At 60.5% G+C, this 19397-nt stretch carries 18 protein-coding genes and 2 tRNA genes; 19 read left to right on the top strand and 1 reads right to left on the bottom strand.

From position 1 onward, the window contains the following. Positions 1–29: 29 nt before the first annotated feature. The 6 genes from DXD77_RS06560 (at position 30) to DXD77_RS06535 (ending at position 6084) form a co-directional block, all read left to right on the top strand. Positions 30–476, top strand: coding sequence for a pyridoxamine 5'-phosphate oxidase family protein (locus DXD77_RS06560; RefSeq protein WP_117648255.1), 447 nt, complete (start codon positions 30–32; stop codon positions 474–476). Positions 477–527: 51 nt separating this feature from the next. After that, the gene (locus DXD77_RS06555) at positions 528–938 is read left to right on the top strand and encodes a pyridoxamine 5'-phosphate oxidase family protein (protein ID WP_055252303.1); all 411 of its coding nucleotides are present in this window, start codon (positions 528–530) and stop codon (positions 936–938) included. A gap of 257 nt (positions 939–1195) precedes the next feature. Then, positions 1196–2266 carry an N-acetyl-gamma-glutamyl-phosphate reductase gene (gene argC / locus DXD77_RS06550; protein ID WP_117648254.1) on the top strand — a complete coding sequence of 357 codons (1071 nt, stop codon included), beginning with the start codon at positions 1196–1198 and terminating at the stop codon, positions 2264–2266. A 134-nt stretch (positions 2267–2400) separates the two neighbouring features. Next, positions 2401–3669, top strand: a complete 1269-nt coding sequence (gene argJ, locus DXD77_RS06545) for a bifunctional glutamate N-acetyltransferase/amino-acid acetyltransferase ArgJ (protein ID WP_117648253.1) — start codon at positions 2401–2403, stop codon at positions 3667–3669. A gap of 81 nt (positions 3670–3750) precedes the next feature. Beyond that, on the top strand, positions 3751–4731 hold the full coding sequence (gene argB / locus DXD77_RS06540) for an acetylglutamate kinase (RefSeq protein ID WP_117648252.1): 981 nt from the start codon (positions 3751–3753) through the stop codon (positions 4729–4731). 69 nt (positions 4732–4800) lie between these two features. Continuing rightward, on the top strand, positions 4801–6084 hold the full coding sequence (locus DXD77_RS06535; RefSeq protein WP_117648251.1) for an aspartate aminotransferase family protein: 1284 nt from the start codon (positions 4801–4803) through the stop codon (positions 6082–6084). A gap of 794 nt (positions 6085–6878) precedes the next feature. Here the strand turns inward: DXD77_RS06535 and DXD77_RS06530 are convergent. Next, positions 6879–6954 (bottom strand) — tRNA-Val (locus tag DXD77_RS06530). Positions 6955–7141: 187 nt separating this feature from the next. Here DXD77_RS06530 and asnB point away from each other — a divergent pair. The 13 genes from asnB to lysS all read left to right on the top strand — a co-directional run bounded on the left by asnB (position 7142) and on the right by lysS (position 19112). After that, positions 7142–9022, top strand: a complete 1881-nt coding sequence (gene asnB / locus DXD77_RS06525; RefSeq protein WP_117563808.1) for an asparagine synthase (glutamine-hydrolyzing) — start codon at positions 7142–7144, stop codon at positions 9020–9022. A gap of 112 nt (positions 9023–9134) precedes the next feature. Then, positions 9135–10697 (top strand): Mur ligase family protein, encoded by a 1563-nt coding sequence (locus DXD77_RS06520; protein WP_117563807.1) that lies wholly within the window; start codon positions 9135–9137, stop codon positions 10695–10697. Positions 10698–10804: 107 nt separating this feature from the next. Further along, on the top strand, positions 10805–11716 hold the full coding sequence (locus DXD77_RS06515) for an HAD family hydrolase (protein ID WP_117563806.1): 912 nt from the start codon (positions 10805–10807) through the stop codon (positions 11714–11716). 51 nt (positions 11717–11767) lie between these two features. Then, positions 11768–12652: a glutamate racemase gene (gene murI / locus DXD77_RS06510; RefSeq protein WP_117563805.1), complete on the top strand. Its 885-nt coding sequence runs from the start codon at positions 11768–11770 to the stop codon at positions 12650–12652. A 54-nt stretch (positions 12653–12706) separates the two neighbouring features. Continuing rightward, entirely contained in the window at positions 12707–13432 is a 726-nt protein-coding gene (rph, locus tag DXD77_RS06505) for a ribonuclease PH (protein WP_117563804.1), read from the top strand. Between the two features lie 143 nt (positions 13433–13575). Continuing rightward, complete coding sequence (rdgB, locus tag DXD77_RS06500; RefSeq protein WP_117563803.1) at positions 13576–14217, top strand: RdgB/HAM1 family non-canonical purine NTP pyrophosphatase; 642 nt, start codon at positions 13576–13578, stop codon at positions 14215–14217. Positions 14218–14220: 3 nt separating this feature from the next. Then, positions 14221–14667, top strand: coding sequence for a D-aminoacyl-tRNA deacylase (gene dtd / locus DXD77_RS06495; RefSeq protein WP_117563802.1), 447 nt, complete (start codon positions 14221–14223; stop codon positions 14665–14667). Positions 14668–14781: 114 nt separating this feature from the next. Further along, positions 14782–15078, top strand: coding sequence for a Veg family protein (locus tag DXD77_RS06490; protein ID WP_006234957.1), 297 nt, complete (start codon positions 14782–14784; stop codon positions 15076–15078). Positions 15079–15080: 2 nt separating this feature from the next. Continuing rightward, positions 15081–15977: a 4-(cytidine 5'-diphospho)-2-C-methyl-D-erythritol kinase gene (gene ispE / locus DXD77_RS06485; RefSeq protein WP_233506758.1), complete on the top strand. Its 897-nt coding sequence runs from the start codon at positions 15081–15083 to the stop codon at positions 15975–15977. A gap of 49 nt (positions 15978–16026) precedes the next feature. Beyond that, a tRNA-Pro gene (locus DXD77_RS06480) sits at positions 16027–16103 on the top strand. 112 nt (positions 16104–16215) lie between these two features. After that, positions 16216–16491 carry a twin-arginine translocase TatA/TatE family subunit gene (gene tatA, locus DXD77_RS06475; protein ID WP_022094895.1) on the top strand — a complete coding sequence of 92 codons (276 nt, stop codon included), beginning with the start codon at positions 16216–16218 and terminating at the stop codon, positions 16489–16491. A 106-nt stretch (positions 16492–16597) separates the two neighbouring features. Further along, a complete protein-coding gene (gene greA, locus DXD77_RS06470; RefSeq protein WP_006234960.1) occupies positions 16598–17068 on the top strand; it encodes a transcription elongation factor GreA in 471 nt (156 codons plus the stop codon). 79 nt (positions 17069–17147) lie between these two features. Further along, a complete protein-coding gene (gene lysS / locus DXD77_RS06465; RefSeq protein ID WP_117648250.1) occupies positions 17148–19112 on the top strand; it encodes a lysine--tRNA ligase in 1965 nt (654 codons plus the stop codon). The last annotated feature ends 285 nt before the right edge of the window (positions 19113–19397 follow it).

Below are 19397 nucleotides of genomic sequence, written 5' to 3'. Positions count from 1 at the left end.
CGCGATTCGAGCGCAAGAAAGGGGTCCCTATGACCGACAACGATCGCACGGCTCAGCTTGAGCGCGCCTGTTCATATCTCAGGCGCATTCCGGCGTGGTATCTGGCCACGACCGATGTGGCCGACGGGCATCAGCCTCGTGTGAGGCCGTTTTCTTTTGCCATGGTCGATGACGGTAAGTTGTGGTTTTGCACGTCGCGCGACAAGGACGTGTGGGCGGAGCTGAGTGCGAATCCCAAGTTTGAGCTCTCGGGCTGGAAGCCGGGGGAATGTTGGATCGTATTGACCGGCGAAGCCGCACTTGAGGACGACGCAGTTGCGAGCGACAAGGTGCGTCAAGCGGGTTTTAAGCACATGGTGGGCATCGGCGAGGAACACGAGAGTGCCAACGACGGCCGCCTTGCTTTCTTTTCGGTCCGCAACATTGCCGCGCGCTTCTGTGATATCGACGGCAGCGAGGAGCGCCTGGAGCTCTAGCGCGTCTCAAATTAACTACCCGTTCCGAATTAGCTAGCGCCAGGAGGACACATGGACGGATTGAATACGGTGTTGGAGTATCTGACGTCGGTGCCGGCATGGTATTTGGCGACGAGCGTTGACGGACAGCCTCATGTGCGTCCGTTTTCGTTTGCGCAGATCCAGGATGGCAAGCTGTGGTTTGTAACAGCGCGCACCAAAGATGTGTGGCAAGAGCTGCTGCAAAACCAGCGCTTTGAGGCCACGAGTTGGTGGCCGGGCCATGGCTGGCTCATCTTGCGCGGGCGTGCCGGCTTGGATGACCGGGCTTTAGGCGAAATGCGCGAAGCCGGGTGGAAGCATCTAGAGCACCTGGGCGAGCACTATGAGGGGCCTAACGACCCCACGCTCGTCTTCTTTAGCGTCGAGGATCCCGAGGCTTTTATCTGCAATCACGACGAATGGGTGCCGGTCGAGCTCTAGCCAGCTGGCTCATCCTAACAACTTGGTTTTCGCATGGGTGGGCCCCGTATTGCCCGGCGCCGTTAGGAGCGCCGGTCAATACGGGGCCCGCTCCATTTGTCAATTCCTTCAAGCGAATGTGTCGGGAATGTTTCAATGCATGAATATGCAAGCCATTTACGTATTCATGCATCTTTTGGTGCTAAAGTTTCAACCCACTTCATAACGACTGCTGCGAAATGCGCATCGGTGCATAAATCGCAGACAAGGAGTCTGATATGTCTTTGAAGGTTGGAATCGTCGGCGCGGCTGGATATGCCGGAGCCGAGCTCATTCGCCTCGTCCTCGGTCATCCCGAGTTTGAACTTGCTGCCATTACGTCCAACGCCGATGCCGGCCAGCCGTTGTCTGCGGTGTACCCGAGCTTCACCGGCGTAAGCGATCTTGTCTTTACGACGCATGATGCCCCTGAGCTCAAGAACTGCGACGCGGTCTTTTTGGCCGTGCCGCACACGGCTGCCATGGCACAGGTGCCCGCGCTGCTTGCATCGGGCGTCTCCTGCTTTGATCTTTCGGCCGACTACCGTCTGAACGACGCGTCCGTTTTTGAGGCTTGGTATGCCGCCGAGCATACGAGCCCCGAGCTGCTCAAGACCCGTGCCTTCGGTCTGCCCGAGCTGTTCTGCCAGGACTTGGAGACCGCCGCATCCGACCATGCCGACGGCAAACCCGTGCTGGTCGCCTGCGCCGGTTGCTATCCCACCGCAACGAGCCTTGCCGCCGCGCCCGCCGTGCGCGCGGGCTGGGTGGCCGAGAACGGCCCCGTGATTGTCGATGCCATCAGCGGTGTGACGGGTGCCGGCAAGTCCTGCAACGCTCGTACGCATTTTTGCAGCGCCGACGAGAATTTGGAAGCATACGGCGTGGGCAAGCATCGCCACACGCCCGAGATTGAGCAAATCCTTGGCCTGACCGATCGCGTCGTCTTTACCCCGCACCTGGCACCGCTCAAGCGCGGTCTGCTCTCCACGGTGACGCTGCCGCTCGCGCCGCAGGCTCTCGACACGCTGGCTCTTGAGGATGTCGTCGACCATTACAAGCAGTTCTACGCCGGTCGCACTTTTGTGCGCGTGCTCGATGCCGGCCAGCAGCCCAAGACGGCTTCGGTCGTCGGCACCAACGCTGCCCAGATTGGCCTCGCGCTCAACAAGCGCGCGGGCGTGCTGGTGGCGACGGGCGCCATCGACAATCTGTGCAAGGGCGCTGCGGGCCAAGCGGTCCAGTGCGCCAATATCGTCTTTGGCTATGACGAGCGACGAGGCTTGCCCACAGTGGCGTGCCCGGTGTAGCACATTCGATTGTTAACGATTTGGTAGTCGGGCATCGAGTGGGGCGCCACTCTTAAGCTGGTCTCATGATCACGACTGGCATGGCGCACCAACCGATGTCCGTTTTTTGTTTGATATAAGGAGTCGTAAGGACGATGAATACAGAGCAGTTCGATATCAAGATTCGTGCCGTCGAGGGTGGCATTACGGTAGCGGCCGGCTTTAAGGCCGCGGGTATTCATGCGGGTTTTCGCAAGAATCCCGAGCGCTTGGATTACGCGCTCGTCGTGCCCGATAAACCCTGTCCCGGTGCCGGCGTGTTTACGACCAATCGCTTTTGCGCAGCGCCTGTGCAGGTGAGCCGCGCCAACCTGGGCGGTGTGGGCAAGGGCTATGGCATCATCGCCGGCGTTTCAATCAACTCCGGCAACGCGAATGCCGCCACGGGCGAGACGGGCCTTGCCTGCGCGCGCGAGACGTGCAACATCGCCTCGCAGGTCATCGGCTGCGAGCCCCAGCAGATTCTGGTTGCCTCCACGGGTGTGATTGGCCAGATTCTGTCGATCGACACGTTTGAGACCGCCATTCCTGCTGCCTACGAGGCGCTCTCCGCCCACGGTGGCGCCGATGCCGCTCGTGCCATCATGACGACCGACACGCACTCCAAGGAGTACGCCGTATCCTACGTCAGTGAGGCTGCGGGTCATGCGGGCAATGTCTATACGGTAGGCGGAATGTGCAAGGGCTCGGGCATGATCATGCCCAATATGGCCACCATGATCGCAGTTATCACCACCGATGCCCCCGTCGAGCCTGCGGCACTTCATGCCCTGCTGCTCTCGACCGTCAAGCAGACCTTTAACAAGGTAACGGTCGATTCCGACACCTCGACCAACGACACCTGCATCATGCTTGCCTCCGGCGCCGCTGCCGCAGATGCCGAGCCTATCGTCGAGGGCTCCGATGCCTTTGACGAGTTGGCATTTGCCGTGCACGAGGTGTGCGAGAGCCTGGCGCGCAATATCGCCGCCGATGGTGAGGGCGCATCCAAACTTGTTACGGTCAACGTTACCGGCGCCGCCAACGACGAGGAGGCCGATATCGCCGCCCGTGCCGTTGCTAACTCGCCGCTCGTTAAGACCTGCATCGCCGGCCACGACTGCAACTGGGGCCGCGTTGCTATGGCGCTTGGCAAGTGCGGCGTGAAGTTTAATCAGGAAGACGTTTCCATCGACATGATGGGCATGCCTGTCTGTCGCGATGGTCTGACTGTTCCCTTTGACGAGGACGAGGCTCTACGACGTTTCGAGGCGCCCGAGATCGTGATCTCGGCCGACCTGGGCGCAGGCGACGCGGCAACGACCGTGTGGACCTGCGACCTCACGCATGAGTACATCTCCATTAACGGCGACTACCGTTCCTAGATTCCAGGCACGCTGCGCATCTTGCCGCGATTGCGGACAGCGGAGCACGGCGCGATAACGATACGAAAGACGAGGCAGATTATGAAATTCGCACGCGATTGTCGTTCGAACGAATCCAACGAAGCAACCGCGCAGCTGCTGTTCGAAGCGCTGCCGTGGATTAAGAACCTGACCGGTAAGACGGTTGTTATCAAATATGGCGGAGCCGCCATGGTTGATGAGCAGCTGCGCCGCGACGTGATGAGCGACATCGTGCTGCTCAAGATCATCGGCATGCGCCCTGTTATCGTGCACGGTGGCGGCAAGGCCATCAACGAGGCGCTGAGCCACTACGACATCCCCGTCGAGTTTAAGAACGGCCAGCGCGTGACCACGCCGGCGACTATGGATATCGTGCGCGAGGTGCTGGGCGGCAAGGTTAACCAGGAGCTGGTTGCCGCCATCAACCACCACGGCAACCTGGCCGTGGGCGTGTCGGGCAGCGATGCTGGCACGCTCATCGCCGAGCCGCTCGATCCCGAGCTCGGTCGCGTGGGCAAAGTGACGCACGTTAACACCGACTATATCGAGCGCTTACTCGATAGCGAGTACATCCCCGTTATCGCTACCGTCGCGGCGGGGGAGGACGGCGGTTTCTTCAACATCAACGCCGATACCGCCGCCGGTGCCGTTGCGGCAGCGCTCCACGCGCACAAGGCGATCTTTTTGACCGACGTCGACGGCCTGTACAAGGACTTTAGCGATAAAGACTCACTCATCTCCAACCTAACACTCGACGAGGTTAACGAAATGCTCTACGGCGGCGAGGTCGATAAGGGCATGATTCCCAAGCTGCGCGCGGCCGTCGATGCGCTTGCCGGCGGCGTATTTCGCGCTCACATCATCAACGGCACCACGCCGCATTCGCTGCTGCTGGAGCTGCTGACCGATGCCGGCGTCGGCACCGTGATCCATTCCACCGAGACGGCTTACGAGTTCGATACGCATCCGCATCCGCTTTCGACGTTTGCTGCGCGTCTGACCGAGAACCTCGACGAGGTCGAGAAGCTTCAGACGGTCTAACTGACCCGCAGCCGCCCCATTTCTGCACCCATAGGCCTGCGCCGTCCGGCGCTCAACGAAAGGCATCCCATGTCACTTGCAGCTCAGCAATCGCTTGAATCCCATTACGTTATGCATACCTTTGGCCGCTCTCCGGTCGAGTTTGTCGAGGGTCACGGCATGAAGCTCACCGGCGACGATGGTCGTGAGTACCTCGACTTTCTTGCCGGCATCGGCGTGTGCAGCCTAGGTCATGGTGACCCGGCCGTGCTCTCGGCGCTCGAGGCACAGACCAAAAAGCTCATGCATGTCTCCAATTACTTCTACATTGAGCAGCGCGGACAGGTCGCGGCGCTGCTGTCCAAGCTTGCTAACGACGACGTAGATGGTGCGCGCGTGCTTGCCGATGCCATTGCCGCCGGCGATGAGACCACGGCAGCTGCTCTTGGTGCCCCGGCTGCGGATGAGCAGGTTTGGGAGACCTTCTTTGCCAACTCCGGCGCTGAGGCCAACGAGGGCTCGATGAAGCTCGCGCGCCTGTACGCCAAACGTGCCGGTAACGGCGGCAACACTATCGTGTGCATGCGCGGCGGCTTCCACGGCCGTACGCTCGAGACCATTGCCGCCACCATGCAGGATTGGCTGCAGGATAGTTTCCGCCCGCTGCCGGGTGGCTTTGTGGCCTGCACGCCCAACGATATCGATGAACTGCGTGCGATCTTTAAGCAGCTGGGGAGCGAAATTTGTGCCGTGATGCTCGAGCCGATCCAGGGTGAGAGCGGCGTGCACCCCATGACCGAGGAGTTTATGGCGGCAGCGCGCGACCTGGCACACGAAGTGGGCGCCGTGCTTATCGCCGACGAGGTCCAGTGCGGCATCTTCCGCTCCGGCAAGCCGTTTGCATTCCAAACCTATGGCGTGGAACCCGACATCATGAGCCTTGCCAAGGGCATTGCTGATGGCGTGCCCATGGGTGCCGTCGTGGCAAAGAAGGAGATTGCCGACGTGTTTAAGCCGGGCGACCACGGCTCGACCTTTGGCGGTAGCTGCTTGGCCATCGCGGCGTGTGCCGCGACGCTCTCCGCGCTCGTGCACGGCGATTATGCCGACCATGTTGCCAAGGTAGGCGCCTATATGGAGGCAAAGCTCGCCAAGCTGCCGAACGTGACCGAGGTGCGTGGCCGCGGCTTGATGCTCGGCTGCGATCTGGACGATACTGTGGGTGATGCACACGACGTTGTGGCCCGTGCATTGGGGGCTGGTGCCGTGATTAACGCTACGGGTGCCCATACGCTGCGTTTCTTGCCGCCGCTCGTCTGCGAGGAAGCCGACGTGGACAGTCTGATCGAGATCCTGTCGGACGTTTTGGCCTAACACAGCGAAATAACTTAACTTTGACCGGGTTCCGGACTGCGGACGTGCCCTATGTGGCATGATTCAGCGGTCTGGAGCCCGTTTTGCCTTAGATTTGCTAAGGCGGGGAGACCTGCTGGTCAAATAACATTAAATATGAGTACTGTTACCGATTTGGTCGCAGCAATTTTGGACTAATAAGACCAGATGGCAAGTCGAAATGGCGATGAATGCACGATTTTGATCCAATTGCTAGTCCTTATAATGGACATATGTTTCGTAACTTAAGCAAATACTATCTTTTGATATGTTGTAAGCAAGGTGGCAGTACTCATTTTTGCCATTTTCTGGCCACGGCCTTTGTGACAGTCGTGCTGGCGGGTTCGAATCCCATGAAATGGGCCCAAAAAAGAAAGGCTCCCATTGCTGGGAGCCTATCAAATCAGTGGTGGGCGATGAGGGATGTCGCGTGCGGCTGACGCCGCCCGCTCTCGCTTCGTCGCTCCGCTTCTCGCGTGCTGCGCTGGAAAACGCTTCGCGTTTCCTCAGCTCCGCACCCTTGCGGGTTCGAATCCCCCCGCGATGGGCCCAAAAAAGAAAGGCCCCCATAGCTGGGAGCCTATCAAATCAGTGGTGGGCGATGAGGGATGTCGCGTGCGGCTGACGCCGCCCGCTTTCGCTTCGGGCCTGCGGCCCTCGCGTGCTGCGCTGGAAAACGCTTCGCGTTTCCTCAGCTTCGCACCCTGTCGGGTTCGAATCCCATGCGCTGGGCCCAAACAAAAACGGTCCCCTTGCGAGGACCGTTTCCAATTCAATGGTGGGCGATGAGGGATTCGAACCCCCAGCCTTGTGCGTGTAAAGCACCTGCGCTAACCGTTGCGCCAATCGCCCGTGCGGAGAGAGTATAGCAAAACAATCGCCTCATTCATCTCATATCCATTAAAGGTAACCGGCGCGTGTCGGCGCGGAGCTGATTCAGTTGAGATTGCCTGAACATTCCGCCCCTCTTTACGCCCTCGGGTATACTCAAAAGCTACTGATTCGATTTGATACCCAGCAACAGCAGAGGGGATAGTATATGTGCGGTTTTGTCGGTTTTGTCGGTGGGACGGATAACCAATCCGAGGTGCTCACCAAGATGATGGACCGCATCGTCCATCGTGGTCCCGACATGGGCGGCCAGTTTATCGACGGCCGCGTTGCCCTCGGCTTCCGCCGCTTGTCGATCCTCGACCTGACCGAGGCCGGCGCTCAGCCCATGGCCAATGAGGACGGTAGCGTCGTCATTGTCTTCAACGGCGAGATCTACAACTTCCAAGAACTCCGTTCCGAGCTCGAGGCCAAGGGCTACAAGTTCCACTGCGGCGCCGACACCGAGAGCCTCCTGCACGGCTACGAGGAGTGGGGCGAGGCAGTACTCGATCGCTTGCGCGGTATGTACGCCTTCGTCATCTGGGACAAGAAGAAGAATAAGCTTTTTGGCGCCCGCGATATCTTTGGCATCAAGCCGCTCTACTACTATCCCATGGCCGATGCGGGCGACGGCGCTCCGGGCGTGCTCTTCGGTTCCGAGATCAAGAGCTTCCTGGACTACCCGCACTTCCACAAGGCGGTCAACAAAAAGGCCCTGCGTCCGTACATGACGCTGCAGTATTCGGCAACCGAGGAGACCTTCTTCGAGGGTGTCTACAAGCTGCCGCCGGCGCATTACTTTACCGTCGATATCCCGACCGGCAAGATGAACATCGAGCGCTACTGGGATTGCGATTACTCTGCCGTCGAGAAGCCGTTCGAGGAGTACGTCGACGAGCTGGACGAGGTCGTGCACGAGAGCGTCGAGGCCCATCGCATCGCCGACGTCAAGGTCGCGTCGTTCCTCTCCGGCGGCGTCGACTCCAGCTACATCGCCGCTTGCCTCATGCCCGACAAGACCTTCTCGGTGGGCTTCGATTACAAGAATTTCAACGAGACTAACTACGCCAAGGAGCTTTCCGATAAGCTCGGCGTCGAAAACGTTCGCAAGATGATTACCGCCGACGAGTTCTTCGGTGCGCTCGAGGACATCCAGTATCACATGGACGAGCCGCAGTCCAACCTGTCTTCCGTGCCGCTGTGGTTCTTGGCCGAGATGGCCCGCAAGGACGTCACCGTCGTGCTTTCGGGCGAAGGCGCCGACGAGCTCTTTGGCGGCTACGCCTACTACGAGGACACGGTCCCAGTCCGCAAGTACAAAAAGATGGTGCCGCTGCCCATCCGTCGCGCGCTCGGTAACCTGGCGTTGCATATGCCGTACTTCAAGGGACATAACTTCCTGGTCAAGGGTGCCGAGATCCCCGAGAAGTCGTTCCTGGGACAGGCTCTGGTATGGCCGGAGCGCGAGGTCGACGGCGTGCTCAAGCCCGAGTACAACACCGGCGATGGCGCCTTCGAGCTTGCCGCTCCCATCTATGCGCGCGTGAAGGGTCAGCCCGAGCTGGTCAAGAAGCAGTACCTGGACATGAACATGTGGCTCCCGGGCGACATTCTGCTCAAGGCCGACAAGATGTGCATGGCGCACTCGCTGGAGCTGCGCGTGCCCTTCCTGGACCGCAAAGTCATGGAGTTCGCCGAGCACATTCCCGACCGCTACCGCATCAACGAGAACGGCAACAAACAAGTACTCCGCCACGCTGCCAACAAGTCGCTGCCCGATGAGTGGGCCACCCGTCCCAAGGTGGGCTTCCCGGTGCCCATTGTCTACTGGCTGCGCGAGCAAAAGTGGTACGACTATGTCAAGGAGTACTTCACCGCGCCGTGGGCAAGCGAGTTCTTCGATACCGACGAGCTCATGCACCTGCTCGATCTGCACTTTGCGGGCAAGGGCGATTTCCAGCGCAAGATCTATACGCCGCTCGTGTTCCTGGTGTGGTACAAGCGCTTCTTTATCGACGAGGACCAGCCCGCTGTTCAGGCTGCCTAGCCTCGGCTTACGAACGCCTGCGCGTAACGGCTCCTCCGGGAGCCGTTTTTGCGTGGGTGCGTTTCAGTTACTATAAAAACCGTCCCTGCCAAATGGCTGAGAAAGGCGAAAGATGCACCATTCGGATTCCGCGACCGTGACCACGGTCGATACGCTTGCCAAGCTTCTCGATGTGTGCGGCGAGCTGCGCGCATCAGAGCAGGTTGACGAGCGTGCCGTGACCGGCTGCTCGTTTGATTCGCGTGCGGTCTCGGCAGGTGACGTGTTCTTTTGCAAAGGTGTTGCCTTTAAGCCCGCGTTTTTGAGCATGGCGCTCGATGCGGGCGCCGTCGCATTTGTGTGCGAGGAGTCGCTGGTCGAGTCTCTGGAGCCGCTGGCGCAGGAGAGCGGTGCTGCGATGCTGGTTGTTGATAGCGTTCGCACGGCCATGGCCCTGTTGCCGCCGGAGGTCTACGACCGTCCCGACCACGACGTCAAGATCGTGGGCATCACCGGCACCAAGGGAAAGACCACGGCCGCTTTTATGCTCCAGTCGATTATCAAAGCGGCGGGCGAGTCCTGCGGCATGATCGGCTCGGTGAGTACCGACGATGGCATCGAGTGCTACGAGAGCACCAATACTACGCCCGAGGCCCCCGAGGTCTGGCGCCATATCGCCAACTGCCGTGAGTCCGGTCGCCAGTCCATGGTCATGGAGGTCTCGAGCCAGGCACTCAAGTACCAACGCGTCGAGAATCTGCCGTTTGACGTGGCGTGCTTCCTCAACATCGGCCGTGACCACATCTCGCCGATCGAACACCCCACGTTTGAGGATTATTTTGAGAGCAAACTCAGGATCTTTGACCAGGCGAAGACCGCCGTGGTGAATCTGGGCACCGAAGAGGTTGACCGTGTGTTGGAGGCAGCGTCGACGGCCGAGCGCTTGGTGACCGTTGGCGTCGAGCATCCCGAGGCAAGCCTGTGGGCGAGCGATGTGCGCATGGTCGGCTTTAACATCGAGTTTAACCTGCATGGCCTGTGTGCCGACGAGTCCGAGGCGGGGGAGAAGGTCCTGCTGGGCATCGCGGGCGACTTTAACGTGGAAAACGCGCTGGTCGCTATCGCCGCTGCGCACGAGATCGGCATCGGTATCGATGCCATCAAGAAGGGCCTCTCCAAACTGCGTGTGCCGGGCCGTATGGAGGTCGTGGAGTCGAAGGACGGCCGCGTGATCTGCGTCGTTGACTATGCGCACAACCAGCTTTCGTTCCGTTCGCTTTTCTCGTCGGTCAAGCGCGCGTTTCCCACTAGTCCAGTCATTGCAGTGTTTGGCGCTGCCGGCGGCAAGGCGCAGGAGCGCCGCGAGCAGCTTCCGCGCGAGGCCGCACCATATTCCGACCTGATGATCTTTGCCAACGAGGACCCGGCTCACGAGGACCCGATGAAGGTCTGTCGCGAGCTTGCCGAGCATGTTCCCGACGATACGCCGAACGAGATCATCCTCGATCGCGAAGCCGCTGTGCATGCGGCGTTCAAGGCGGCGCGCGAGGAGTACGTCAGCCCCAATGCTCCCACCATTGTCTTGCTGCTGGCAAAGGGTGACGAGGAGCTCATGCACGTGGGTGACGAGTTCGTGCCTATCGAGAGCGACCTTTCGTTGGCCAATCGCCTGATCGATGTTACCCAGTTTGACTAATGAACCATGATGGCGGCGGCGCCCTGAGTGCGCTGTCGCCATAAGCGTGTTCCCTCAATCAAAACATGCCGTCCAAGTCCAAACCCTTCTACGTAAACGGAGTAACCATGTCCCACAACACCCTGCCGACCGTTGCCGAGCTTTCGGGCGAGATGCGCGAGCGCTTGGCCAAGGTCAAGTACGTCTTTACCGACCTGGATGCCACGATGCTCGCACCCGGCTCGTGCGTGCTGTGCGACAACGACGGCAACCCCTCGACCAAACTCGTCGAGGCCGTCGTGGCACTTGCCCGCGCTGGTATTCAGGTGGTTCCCACCTCGGGCCGCAACCGTACCATGATCCACGAGGACGCGCGCGTGCTCGGCCTCAACTCTTACATTGGTGAGATGGGCGGCCTGGTCATGTACGACCTCAAAGCCAACGATTGGGAGTATCTGACTGGCGACATGCCTTACGACCCCGTTTGCGGCCTTACTCCGCACCAGGTGATCGAGCAGACCGGCGTGTGCGAGAAGATCCTCGCCCGCTGGCCGCACAAGATCGAGTATCACAACGACATGTCGACCGGCTACAAGTACCGCGAGGTCACCGTCGGCATGCGCGGCGATGTGCCCGACGATGAGGTCCAGGCCATCCTCGACGAGGCCGGCTGCGGCCTGGTGTGGGCCTGTAACGGTCACCTGACGCATCTGTCCAAGCCGACGACGCTCGAGCTCGATCGCGTCGAGGACGGTCGCGCGTTCAACATCAACCCCGCGGGTCTCAACAAAGGCGTCGCCATTGCGCGCTTCTGCGAGCACCTGGGGATCGAGCGCGAGGAGACGCTCGCGCTCGGCGACTCCGAGTCCGACTTCTACATGGCCGATCACGTGGGCACGTTCTGTCTGGTCGAGAATGGCCTGACGAGCGCCGGCGCGCCCGAGTTCCTGGCTGCTTGCGAGAACGCTTTCGTTACGCGCGGCAAAATTGTCGACGGTTGGGCGGCGACGGCAGAGCTGCTGGTCGCGGCGCGTTCGTAGCGCGGCGTCGCCGCACTTGGATATGTCTTTTCGAGAGAGACTGGTGAGGTAATGTCCGATATCGAGAATCCGGCAGGCGACACGCGCCCGATCGGTGTGTTCGATTCTGGCCTGGGCGGTCTGACGGTTGCGCGCGCCATCGCGACGGCGCTGCCGCACGAGTCCGTCTACTACTTCGGCGACACCAAACGCTGCCCCTACGGCACGCGCACCGAGGATGAGGTGCGCTCGTTTGCGTTGCAGGCGGGCCGTTGGCTGTCGAAGCACGACGTCAAGATTATGGTCATCGCCTGCAACACGGCGACAGCTGCGGCCTTACGTCTGGCCCAGCAGGTGCTCGACGTTCCCGTGATCGGCGTGATCGCGCCGGGTGCCCGTGCGGCAATCAACAGCACCCGTTCGCGTCGCGTGGGCGTGCTCGCCACCAACCTCACCATTCGCTCGGGCGCTTACACGCGCGCCATTCAGGATCTAGATGCCGGCGTCGACGTATACGGCTGCCCCGCCTCGAGCTTTGTCGAGGTTGTCGAACACGAGCTCGCCTCGGGTGCGCATCTGCAAGAGCAGTGGCTTGAGAACGAGGACATCTTCGATACGCCTGCCGTGCGTGCGCTGGTGGGTGCCACGGTTGAGCCACTGCGCGACCACGGTATCGATACCGTGGTGCTCGGCTGTACGCATTTTCCGCTGTTGGTGGGACCTATCCGCCATGCGCTGGGGTCTGGGGTGCGCGTCGTGAGTTCCGCCGAGGAGACCACACGAGAGCTGACCGATATCCTCACGCGCCGCGAGCAGCTGGCGGGTGACGCCGCCGAGCCGCAGCATCGTTTTGCCACGACGGCCGATAACATTGCCGAGTTTGCGGTGGCGGGCAGCTTTATCTTTGGTCAGCCGCTCAAGAGCATCGAACATATCGATATCGATGAGCTGGAATAGATGTAAGGCAGCCGCCAAAGCCTTCGCCACATCTTTTGCCGAAAGGATATTTCTATGGAGTACATGCAGGTCAACCGCGCCAACGGCCGCGCCGCCAACGAGTTGCGTCCCGTTAAGCTCACCCGTGGCGTCATGAAGCACGCCCACGGTTCGTGCTTGGCCGAGTTCGGCGACACGCGCGTGCTGTGCGCCGCCACCATCGAGGAGGGCGTGCCGGGCTGGCGAAAGGGAGCTAAGGCCGGCTGGGTGACCGCGGAATACGCCATGCTGCCGACGTCGACCGGCAAGCGCTGCAAGCGCGAACACGCCAACCGCAAGGGCCGCTCCATGGAGATCGAGCGCCTCATTGGCCGCAGCCTGCGTACCGTCGTCAACATGAAAGCGCTCGGCGAGTACACCGTCACCGTCGACTGCGATGTGATTCAGGCCGATGGCGGTACGCGTACGGCGAGCATTACCGGCGCCTGGGTGGCACTGCACGACGCCCTCGCCATGTGGGTCGAGGCGGGCAAGATCGAGCGCATCCCGCTTACCGGCCAGGTGGCCGCCATCTCCATGGGCGTTGTCGACGGCAATACGCTGCTTGACCTCGATTATTCCGAGGACAGCCATGCCGAAGTCGACATGAACCTCGTCGCCACCGACACCGGTGAGATGATCGAGCTCCAGGGCACTGGCGAGCAGGCGCCCTTTGACCGTAAGCGCCTCAACGCCCTGCTCGACTTGGGCGACAAAGGCATCGCCGAGCTCATCGAGCTTCAGCGCCAAGCCATCGCCTAACCTGCCAAAAAGGGACAGGTTTATTTTGGCAGGTTTTATCTGGGAAAACGTCGAAGTATAAGACTGCCGTTGATTGAGAGGGGAGAGGCGGAGGCCCTCGTCGCCCTCGGCGCGGCATTGCTATAGAGACAAGGAGACCACTCATGGCACTTGAGAAGATCGACATCGACACCCTCGACCCGGCGGCGACCATTGTCGTGGCAACGGGCAACGCCCATAAGCTCACCGAGATCGAGGCCATTTTGGGCAAGGTCATGCCCGAGGTGCGCTTTGTGGCGCTCGGCCAGCTGGGCGAATTTGAGGACCCCGAGGAAAACGGCACGACGTTTTTGGAGAACGCCATCATCAAGGCGCAGGTTGCCGTCGAAGAGACGGGGCTCATGGCCATTGCCGACGATTCGGGCCTGGTCGTCGACGCGCTGGACGGTGAGCCCGGTGTGTATAGCGCGCGCTACGCGGGCGTTCACGGCGACGATGCCGCCAACAATGCCAAGCTGCTCGTGAATCTGGAAGGCGTGGCAGACGAGGACCGCACCGCGCGCTTTATGAGCGTCGTTGCGCTCATCGATACGGACGGCCTGGTCACCTATGGCGAGGGCGCCTGTGAGGGCGTTATCGCGCACGAGGGCCGCGGCGATCACGGCTTTGGCTACGACCCGCTGTTCCTGCCGGTCGATACGCCGGGCAAGACTATGGCCGAGCTCACGGCGGACGAGAAGAACGCCATCAGCCATCGATTCCATGCGCTCGAGCACCTATCCGCCAAACTGACGGGCGAGGAGTAGGCCGTGCGTGCGGTGGTTCAGCGCGTGCTCAACGCCGGCGTGACGGTCGACGGCGAGTACGTGGGCAAAATTGGGCGCGGCTATCTGGTGCTGTTGGGCGTGGGCCACGGCGACACGCGCGCCGAGGCTGATAAGCTGTGGGGCAAGCTCCGCGGCTTGCGCATTAACGAGGACGAGAACGGCAAGACCAACCTGGCACTTGCCGATGTCGACGGCGAGGTTCTCGTAGTGTCGCAGTTCACGCTGTTCGCCGATTGCCGTCACGGCCGCCGCCCATCGTTTACCGATGCCGGCGCCCCCGATGTTGCCAACGAGCTCTACGAGTACTTCTTGACGCTCGTTCGCAAAGATGTCGAACACGTGGCGCACGGCATCTTTGGCGCCGATATGAAAGTCGACTTGGTCAACGACGGTCCGTTCACCATCGTCCTCGATACCGACAATCTGTAAGTAGCCAAATTAGCTACTTGCGCGTGGTCGCAACAGGGTGCTATAGTATTAGAGTTTTGTCTATCTTAGGGGTATTATCCCCTTTTTGAATTGCATCTTCTGGAGGCCCTGTTCATGGAAGAGATGGAAGTCAATCACGTCGACGACATCCACGAGAAGCTGACCGATATGGTGGGCGATCGCGTTAAGGTGAAGGCCAACATGGGCCGCACCCGCGTCGTCGAGCGCATGGGCACCATCAAGAGCGTCCATCCGGCAGTCTTTATCGTCGAGGTTGACGAGCGCCGCGGCCGCAAGTCGCGTCAGTCCTACCAGTATATCGATGTCCTCACCGGTCAGGTCGAGCTGTTCGACCCCGAGAGCGGCGAGCATATCTTTACCCCGCTCGGCAATCAGCTCGAGGAGCACTAGCGGTGACCGATCGGTCCCTGACTCTTTCCGCGCCGGCAAAGATTAACCTCTACCTGGGGGTTCATACCGAGCGCGATGACCGCGGCTACCACAGGGTCGATTCCCTGATGGCAGCCGTCGGTCTTTCCGATTCCGTGACGGTCGCGCCGGCGCAGGCGCTGACCGTCCAGACGGTTCCGGCATCAGATTTTCCCATGCAAAAGAATACGGCGTATCGGGCTGCGGTTGCTATGGCCGAGCATTATGGTCGCGAGGCAAACATCTGCGTGATGATTGAGAAGCGCATTCCATTGTGCGCCGGCTTGGGCGGCCCCTCGACGGATGCGGCCGCGGTCATTGTCGCCTTGGCGGAGCTCTGGGGAATTGATCGCACCGACCCCGCGCTCGACGACATTGCGCGGGGTATTGGTGCTGACGTCCCGTTCTTTTTGCACGCGAGCCCTGCGTTCTACGTAGGTGGGGGAGACGTGCTGGCAACTGAGTATCCCGCGCTGCCCGCAACGCCCGGCGTGTTGGTCAAGCCGCGCGAGGCAAGCGTTTCGACAATTGAAGCCTATCGACGTTTTGACGAGGCTCCGGTGCCTGCAGACAAGCCCGGCGCGATCGCATCTGCCCTTCGCTCGGGAGACGCAGAGGCGGCCTACGCGCTCGTCCACAACAACCTGGGTGCCATTTCCGCACAGATGGAGCCGCAGATTCAAATGGTTCTCGATTGGCTGCGTAAACAGGACGGCACCGTTGCTGTAGATGTGTGCGGATCGGGTGCCTGCTCATTTGCCATTTGCGACACCGCCGCCACGGCCGAAAGGCTTGCCGACGCTGCCCAGCAAAACGGCTGGTGGTCCTGCGCGACGGAGCTCATTCCCAACACGGTTCAAATCGACGCGCCAAAGAAATAAAATTTTCTCTAGCACGCGGCGAAAATCTTTGTTACTATAGTCGAGCTAACGGGTTGTGGCTCAGTTTGGTAGAGCACTGCGTTCGGGACGCAGGGGTCGCTGGTTCAAATCCAGTCAACCCGACCAGAGCATGAGGAGGGACCGCTTCTTGCGGTCCCTTTTTTTAGCTATTGTTGTGATACCGCGATACCCGCGGTATACTCATTCGAGCTTGTCTCGCTGTATTGTGGAGGTCTAAATGTTTGGACTGAGGGCTCCTGAGCTCATCATTATTCTCGTCGTTGTCCTGATTATCTTCGGGCCCAAGAACCTGCCGAAGCTCGGCAAGTCCCTCGGCTCTACCGTCAAGAATATCCGTGAGGGTATGGAGGGCGACGATAAGGCCGAGACCAAGCAGGCCGAGGAGGTCGTGGTCGAGCAGTCCGAGGAGGACAAGGAGATCGCTGAGCTCGAGGCCAAGCTCGCTGCTGCCAAGAAGAAGCAGGCAGAGGACAGCGACGCGGACGCAGAGTAGTCCCATCCCTTTGGGGTGAGCACCTGACCGGCTTGCCCGCAGGCTAGCCGGTCTTTTTCGTTTTGTTGACAGTTGATTGTTTGATCAGAGTTGGGGAGATATCCGTATGGACGCAAGCCAGATCGTACTGACCGCTGAGGGCCGCCAGAAGCTCGTCGAGGAGCTCGCTTGGCGTGAGGGCGATTACGCCAAGGAGATCGTCGAGGACATCAAGGAAGCCCGCGCGTTCGGCGACCTTTCGGAGAACTCCGAGTACGACGCCGCCAAGGACAAGCAGGCCCAGAACGCCGCTCGTATTGCCGAGATCCAGGCCATCCTCGCCAACGCTCAGGTTGCTGCCACCACAGGTGATCTGACCGTCTCCATCGGTTCCACCGTTTCGCTGATTGATCCCAACGGCGAGGTCATGGAAGTCACGCTCGTCGGTACCACCGAGACCAACTCGCTCGAGCACAAGATTTCCAACGAGTCTCCGGTCGGTCACGCCATCATCGGTCACGGCGAGGGCGACTCCGTCGAGGTCGTTACGCCTTCCGGCAAGACTCGCGTCTACACCATCGCCAAGATTGCACGCTAGACCACGGTCCCGCGTAAAGGTTTGTTTTCGCTCCCTGGGACCGAATCCTGGGGAGCGTTTTAGTTTGAGGAGCTAACTTATGGCAGAGAACCAGAACGCCGCAGATCAGGCATCGACGCTCAACGACGAGCGCGCCACCCGCCTGGCCAAGCGCGCCGCCCTGTTCGAGGCGGGCCAGAACCCCTATCCCGAGCACTCTGAGCTTGAGGACTACGTTGCCGATATCGAGGCTAAGTACGCCGAGCTTGCCGATGGCGAGGACACCGAGGACGTCGTGAAGATCGCCGGCCGTGTGGTCGCCAAGCGCGGTCAGGGCAAGATCATGTTCATCGTCGTACGCGATGCGACTGCCGAGATTCAGCTGTTCTGCCGCATCAACGACATGGACGAGGCCGCCTGGAATACGCTCAAGTCCCTCGACCTGGGCGACATCCTGGGCGTGACCGGCGTGGTTGTGCGCACCCAGCGCGGCCAGCTTTCCGTTGCCCCTAAGAGCGCGACCCTGCTTGCCAAGGCCGTTCGTCCGCTGCCCGAGAAGTTCCACGGTCTTTCCGACAAGGAGACCCGCTATCGCCAGCGCTATGTTGACCTGATCGCCAACGACGACGTTCGCGAGACCTTCCGTAAGCGTTCGCAGATTCTCTCCACCTTCCGTCGCTTTATGGAGTCCGACGGCTACATGGAGGTCGAGACCCCCATCCTGCAGACCATCCAGGGCGGCGCTACTGCCAAGCCGTTCATCACGCACTTCAACGCGCTCGATCAGGAGTGCTACCTGCGCATTGCTACCGAGTTGCACCTCAAGCGCTGCATCGTCGGCGGTTTTGAGCGCGTGTTCGAGATCGGCCGTATCTTCCGTAACGAGGGCATGGACCTTACCCACAACCCCGAGTTCACCACGATGGAGGCCTATCGTGCCTTCTCCGACCTCGAGGGCATGAAGGCGCTCGCCCAAGGTGTCATTAAGGCGGCTAACAAGGCCATCGGCAACCCCGAGGTCATCGAGTACCAGGGCCAGACCATCGACCTTTCTGGTGAGTGGGCCAGCCGTCCCATGACCGACATCGTCTCCGACGTGCTCGGCAAACAGGTCACCATCGATACGCCGGTCGAGGAGCTTGCTGCTGCCGCGCGCGAGAAGGGCCTGGAGATTAAGCCCGAGTGGACTGCTGGCAAGATTATCGCCGAGATCTACGATGAGCTGGGCGAGGACACCATCGTCAACCCCACGTTCGTGTGCGATTACCCCATCGAGGTCAGTCCGCTTGCCAAGCGCTTTGAGGACGACCCGCGCCTGACGCACCGCTTTGAGTTGGTTATCGCCGGTCACGAGTACGCCAATGCGTTCTCCGAGCTCAACGACCCGGTCGACCAGGCCGAGCGCTTTGCCGCCCAGATGGCCGAGAAGGCTGGTGGCGACGATGAGGCCATGGAGTACGACGAGGACTACGTGCGCGCCCTCGAGTACGGTATGCCTCCCGCGGGCGGCATCGGCATCGGTATCGACCGCGTGGTCATGCTGCTCACCAACCAGGCTTCCATCCGCGACGTGCTGCTGTTCCCGCACATGAAGCCCGAGAAGGGTTTCCAGTCCGGTGCCGCTGCCGCCAAGGCTGCCGAGGCCGGCAACGCCGCGAGCCCGTTCGTTAAGTCGCTTAAGCCCACGCTCGATTACTCCAAGATCGCCGTCGAGCCGCTGTTTGAGGAGTTCGTCGACTTTGATACCTTCTCCAAGAGCGATTTCCGCGCTGTGAAGGTCAAGGCATGCGAGGCCGTCAAGAAGTCCAAGAAGCTGCTGAACTTTACGCTCGACGACGGCACCGGCACCGACCGTACCATCCTCTCCGGCATTCACGGTTATTATGAGCCCGATGACCTGGTCGGCAAGACCTTGCTCGCCATCACCAATCTGCCGCCGCGCAAGATGATGGGCATTCCCAGCTGCGGCATGCTCATCAGCGCTATCCACGAGGAGGATGGTGAGGAGCGTCTCAACCTGATCCAGCTCGACGCCTCCATCCCCGCCGGCGCAAAGATGTACTAGGGGGTTACGCGGGTTTACCAACCCGCGTAACCAGTTGACGCTGCAAGCCCGCCAGAGCGGCAATCTGCCTTTCAACTTCGGCGGCATGATCAGAAGATCAATGCCGCCTCGTTTCAAGGCACCTTGCTCGCTCTGGCGGGCTTTCGCTGTCGTTGCCAAGGCATCGGCGTTGCCTTGGCTGTCAAGCTGGACGTCGCTCGCTGTCCGTCCTCTACCTGCGGCGTTGCCCTGGTTGGCACTTAGGGACGTTCCTTTTAATATGAGCAGGACATTGTCAAGAGGCAA

The organism is Collinsella sp. TM09-10AT (assembly GCF_003436275.1).
GTDB lineage: Bacteria > Actinomycetota > Coriobacteriia > Coriobacteriales > Coriobacteriaceae > Collinsella.
The sequence above is the reverse complement of the archived record's forward strand: the minus strand, read 5'-3'. Positions and strand labels throughout refer to the sequence as shown.

What these genes read in the sequence shown, in the direction of transcription:
- argC (WP_117648254.1), top strand. Translation starts at nt 1,196, where the DNA reads ATGTCTTTGAAGGTTGGAATCGTCGGCGCGGCTGGATATGCCGGAGCC.
- murI (WP_117563805.1), top strand. Translation starts at nt 11,768, where the DNA reads ATGTCCGATATCGAGAATCCGGCAGGCGACACGCGCCCGATCGGTGTG.
- rph (WP_117563804.1), top strand. Translation starts at nt 12,707, where the DNA reads ATGGAGTACATGCAGGTCAACCGCGCCAACGGCCGCGCCGCCAACGAG.
- greA (WP_006234960.1), top strand. Translation starts at nt 16,598, where the DNA reads ATGGACGCAAGCCAGATCGTACTGACCGCTGAGGGCCGCCAGAAGCTC.
- rdgB (WP_117563803.1), top strand. Translation starts at nt 13,576, where the DNA reads ATGGCACTTGAGAAGATCGACATCGACACCCTCGACCCGGCGGCGACC.
- tatA (WP_022094895.1), top strand. Translation starts at nt 16,216, where the DNA reads ATGTTTGGACTGAGGGCTCCTGAGCTCATCATTATTCTCGTCGTTGTC.
- DXD77_RS06555 (WP_055252303.1), top strand. Translation starts at nt 528, where the DNA reads ATGGACGGATTGAATACGGTGTTGGAGTATCTGACGTCGGTGCCGGCA.
- DXD77_RS06515 (WP_117563806.1), top strand. Translation starts at nt 10,805, where the DNA reads ATGTCCCACAACACCCTGCCGACCGTTGCCGAGCTTTCGGGCGAGATG.
- DXD77_RS06490 (WP_006234957.1), top strand. Translation starts at nt 14,782, where the DNA reads ATGGAAGAGATGGAAGTCAATCACGTCGACGACATCCACGAGAAGCTG.
- argJ (WP_117648253.1), top strand. Translation starts at nt 2,401, where the DNA reads ATGAATACAGAGCAGTTCGATATCAAGATTCGTGCCGTCGAGGGTGGC.
- DXD77_RS06560 (WP_117648255.1), top strand. Translation starts at nt 30, where the DNA reads ATGACCGACAACGATCGCACGGCTCAGCTTGAGCGCGCCTGTTCATAT.
- DXD77_RS06535 (WP_117648251.1), top strand. Translation starts at nt 4,801, where the DNA reads ATGTCACTTGCAGCTCAGCAATCGCTTGAATCCCATTACGTTATGCAT.
- lysS (WP_117648250.1), top strand. Translation starts at nt 17,148, where the DNA reads ATGGCAGAGAACCAGAACGCCGCAGATCAGGCATCGACGCTCAACGAC.
- argB (WP_117648252.1), top strand. Translation starts at nt 3,751, where the DNA reads ATGAAATTCGCACGCGATTGTCGTTCGAACGAATCCAACGAAGCAACC.
- asnB (WP_117563808.1), top strand. Translation starts at nt 7,142, where the DNA reads ATGTGCGGTTTTGTCGGTTTTGTCGGTGGGACGGATAACCAATCCGAG.
- DXD77_RS06520 (WP_117563807.1), top strand. Translation starts at nt 9,135, where the DNA reads ATGCACCATTCGGATTCCGCGACCGTGACCACGGTCGATACGCTTGCC.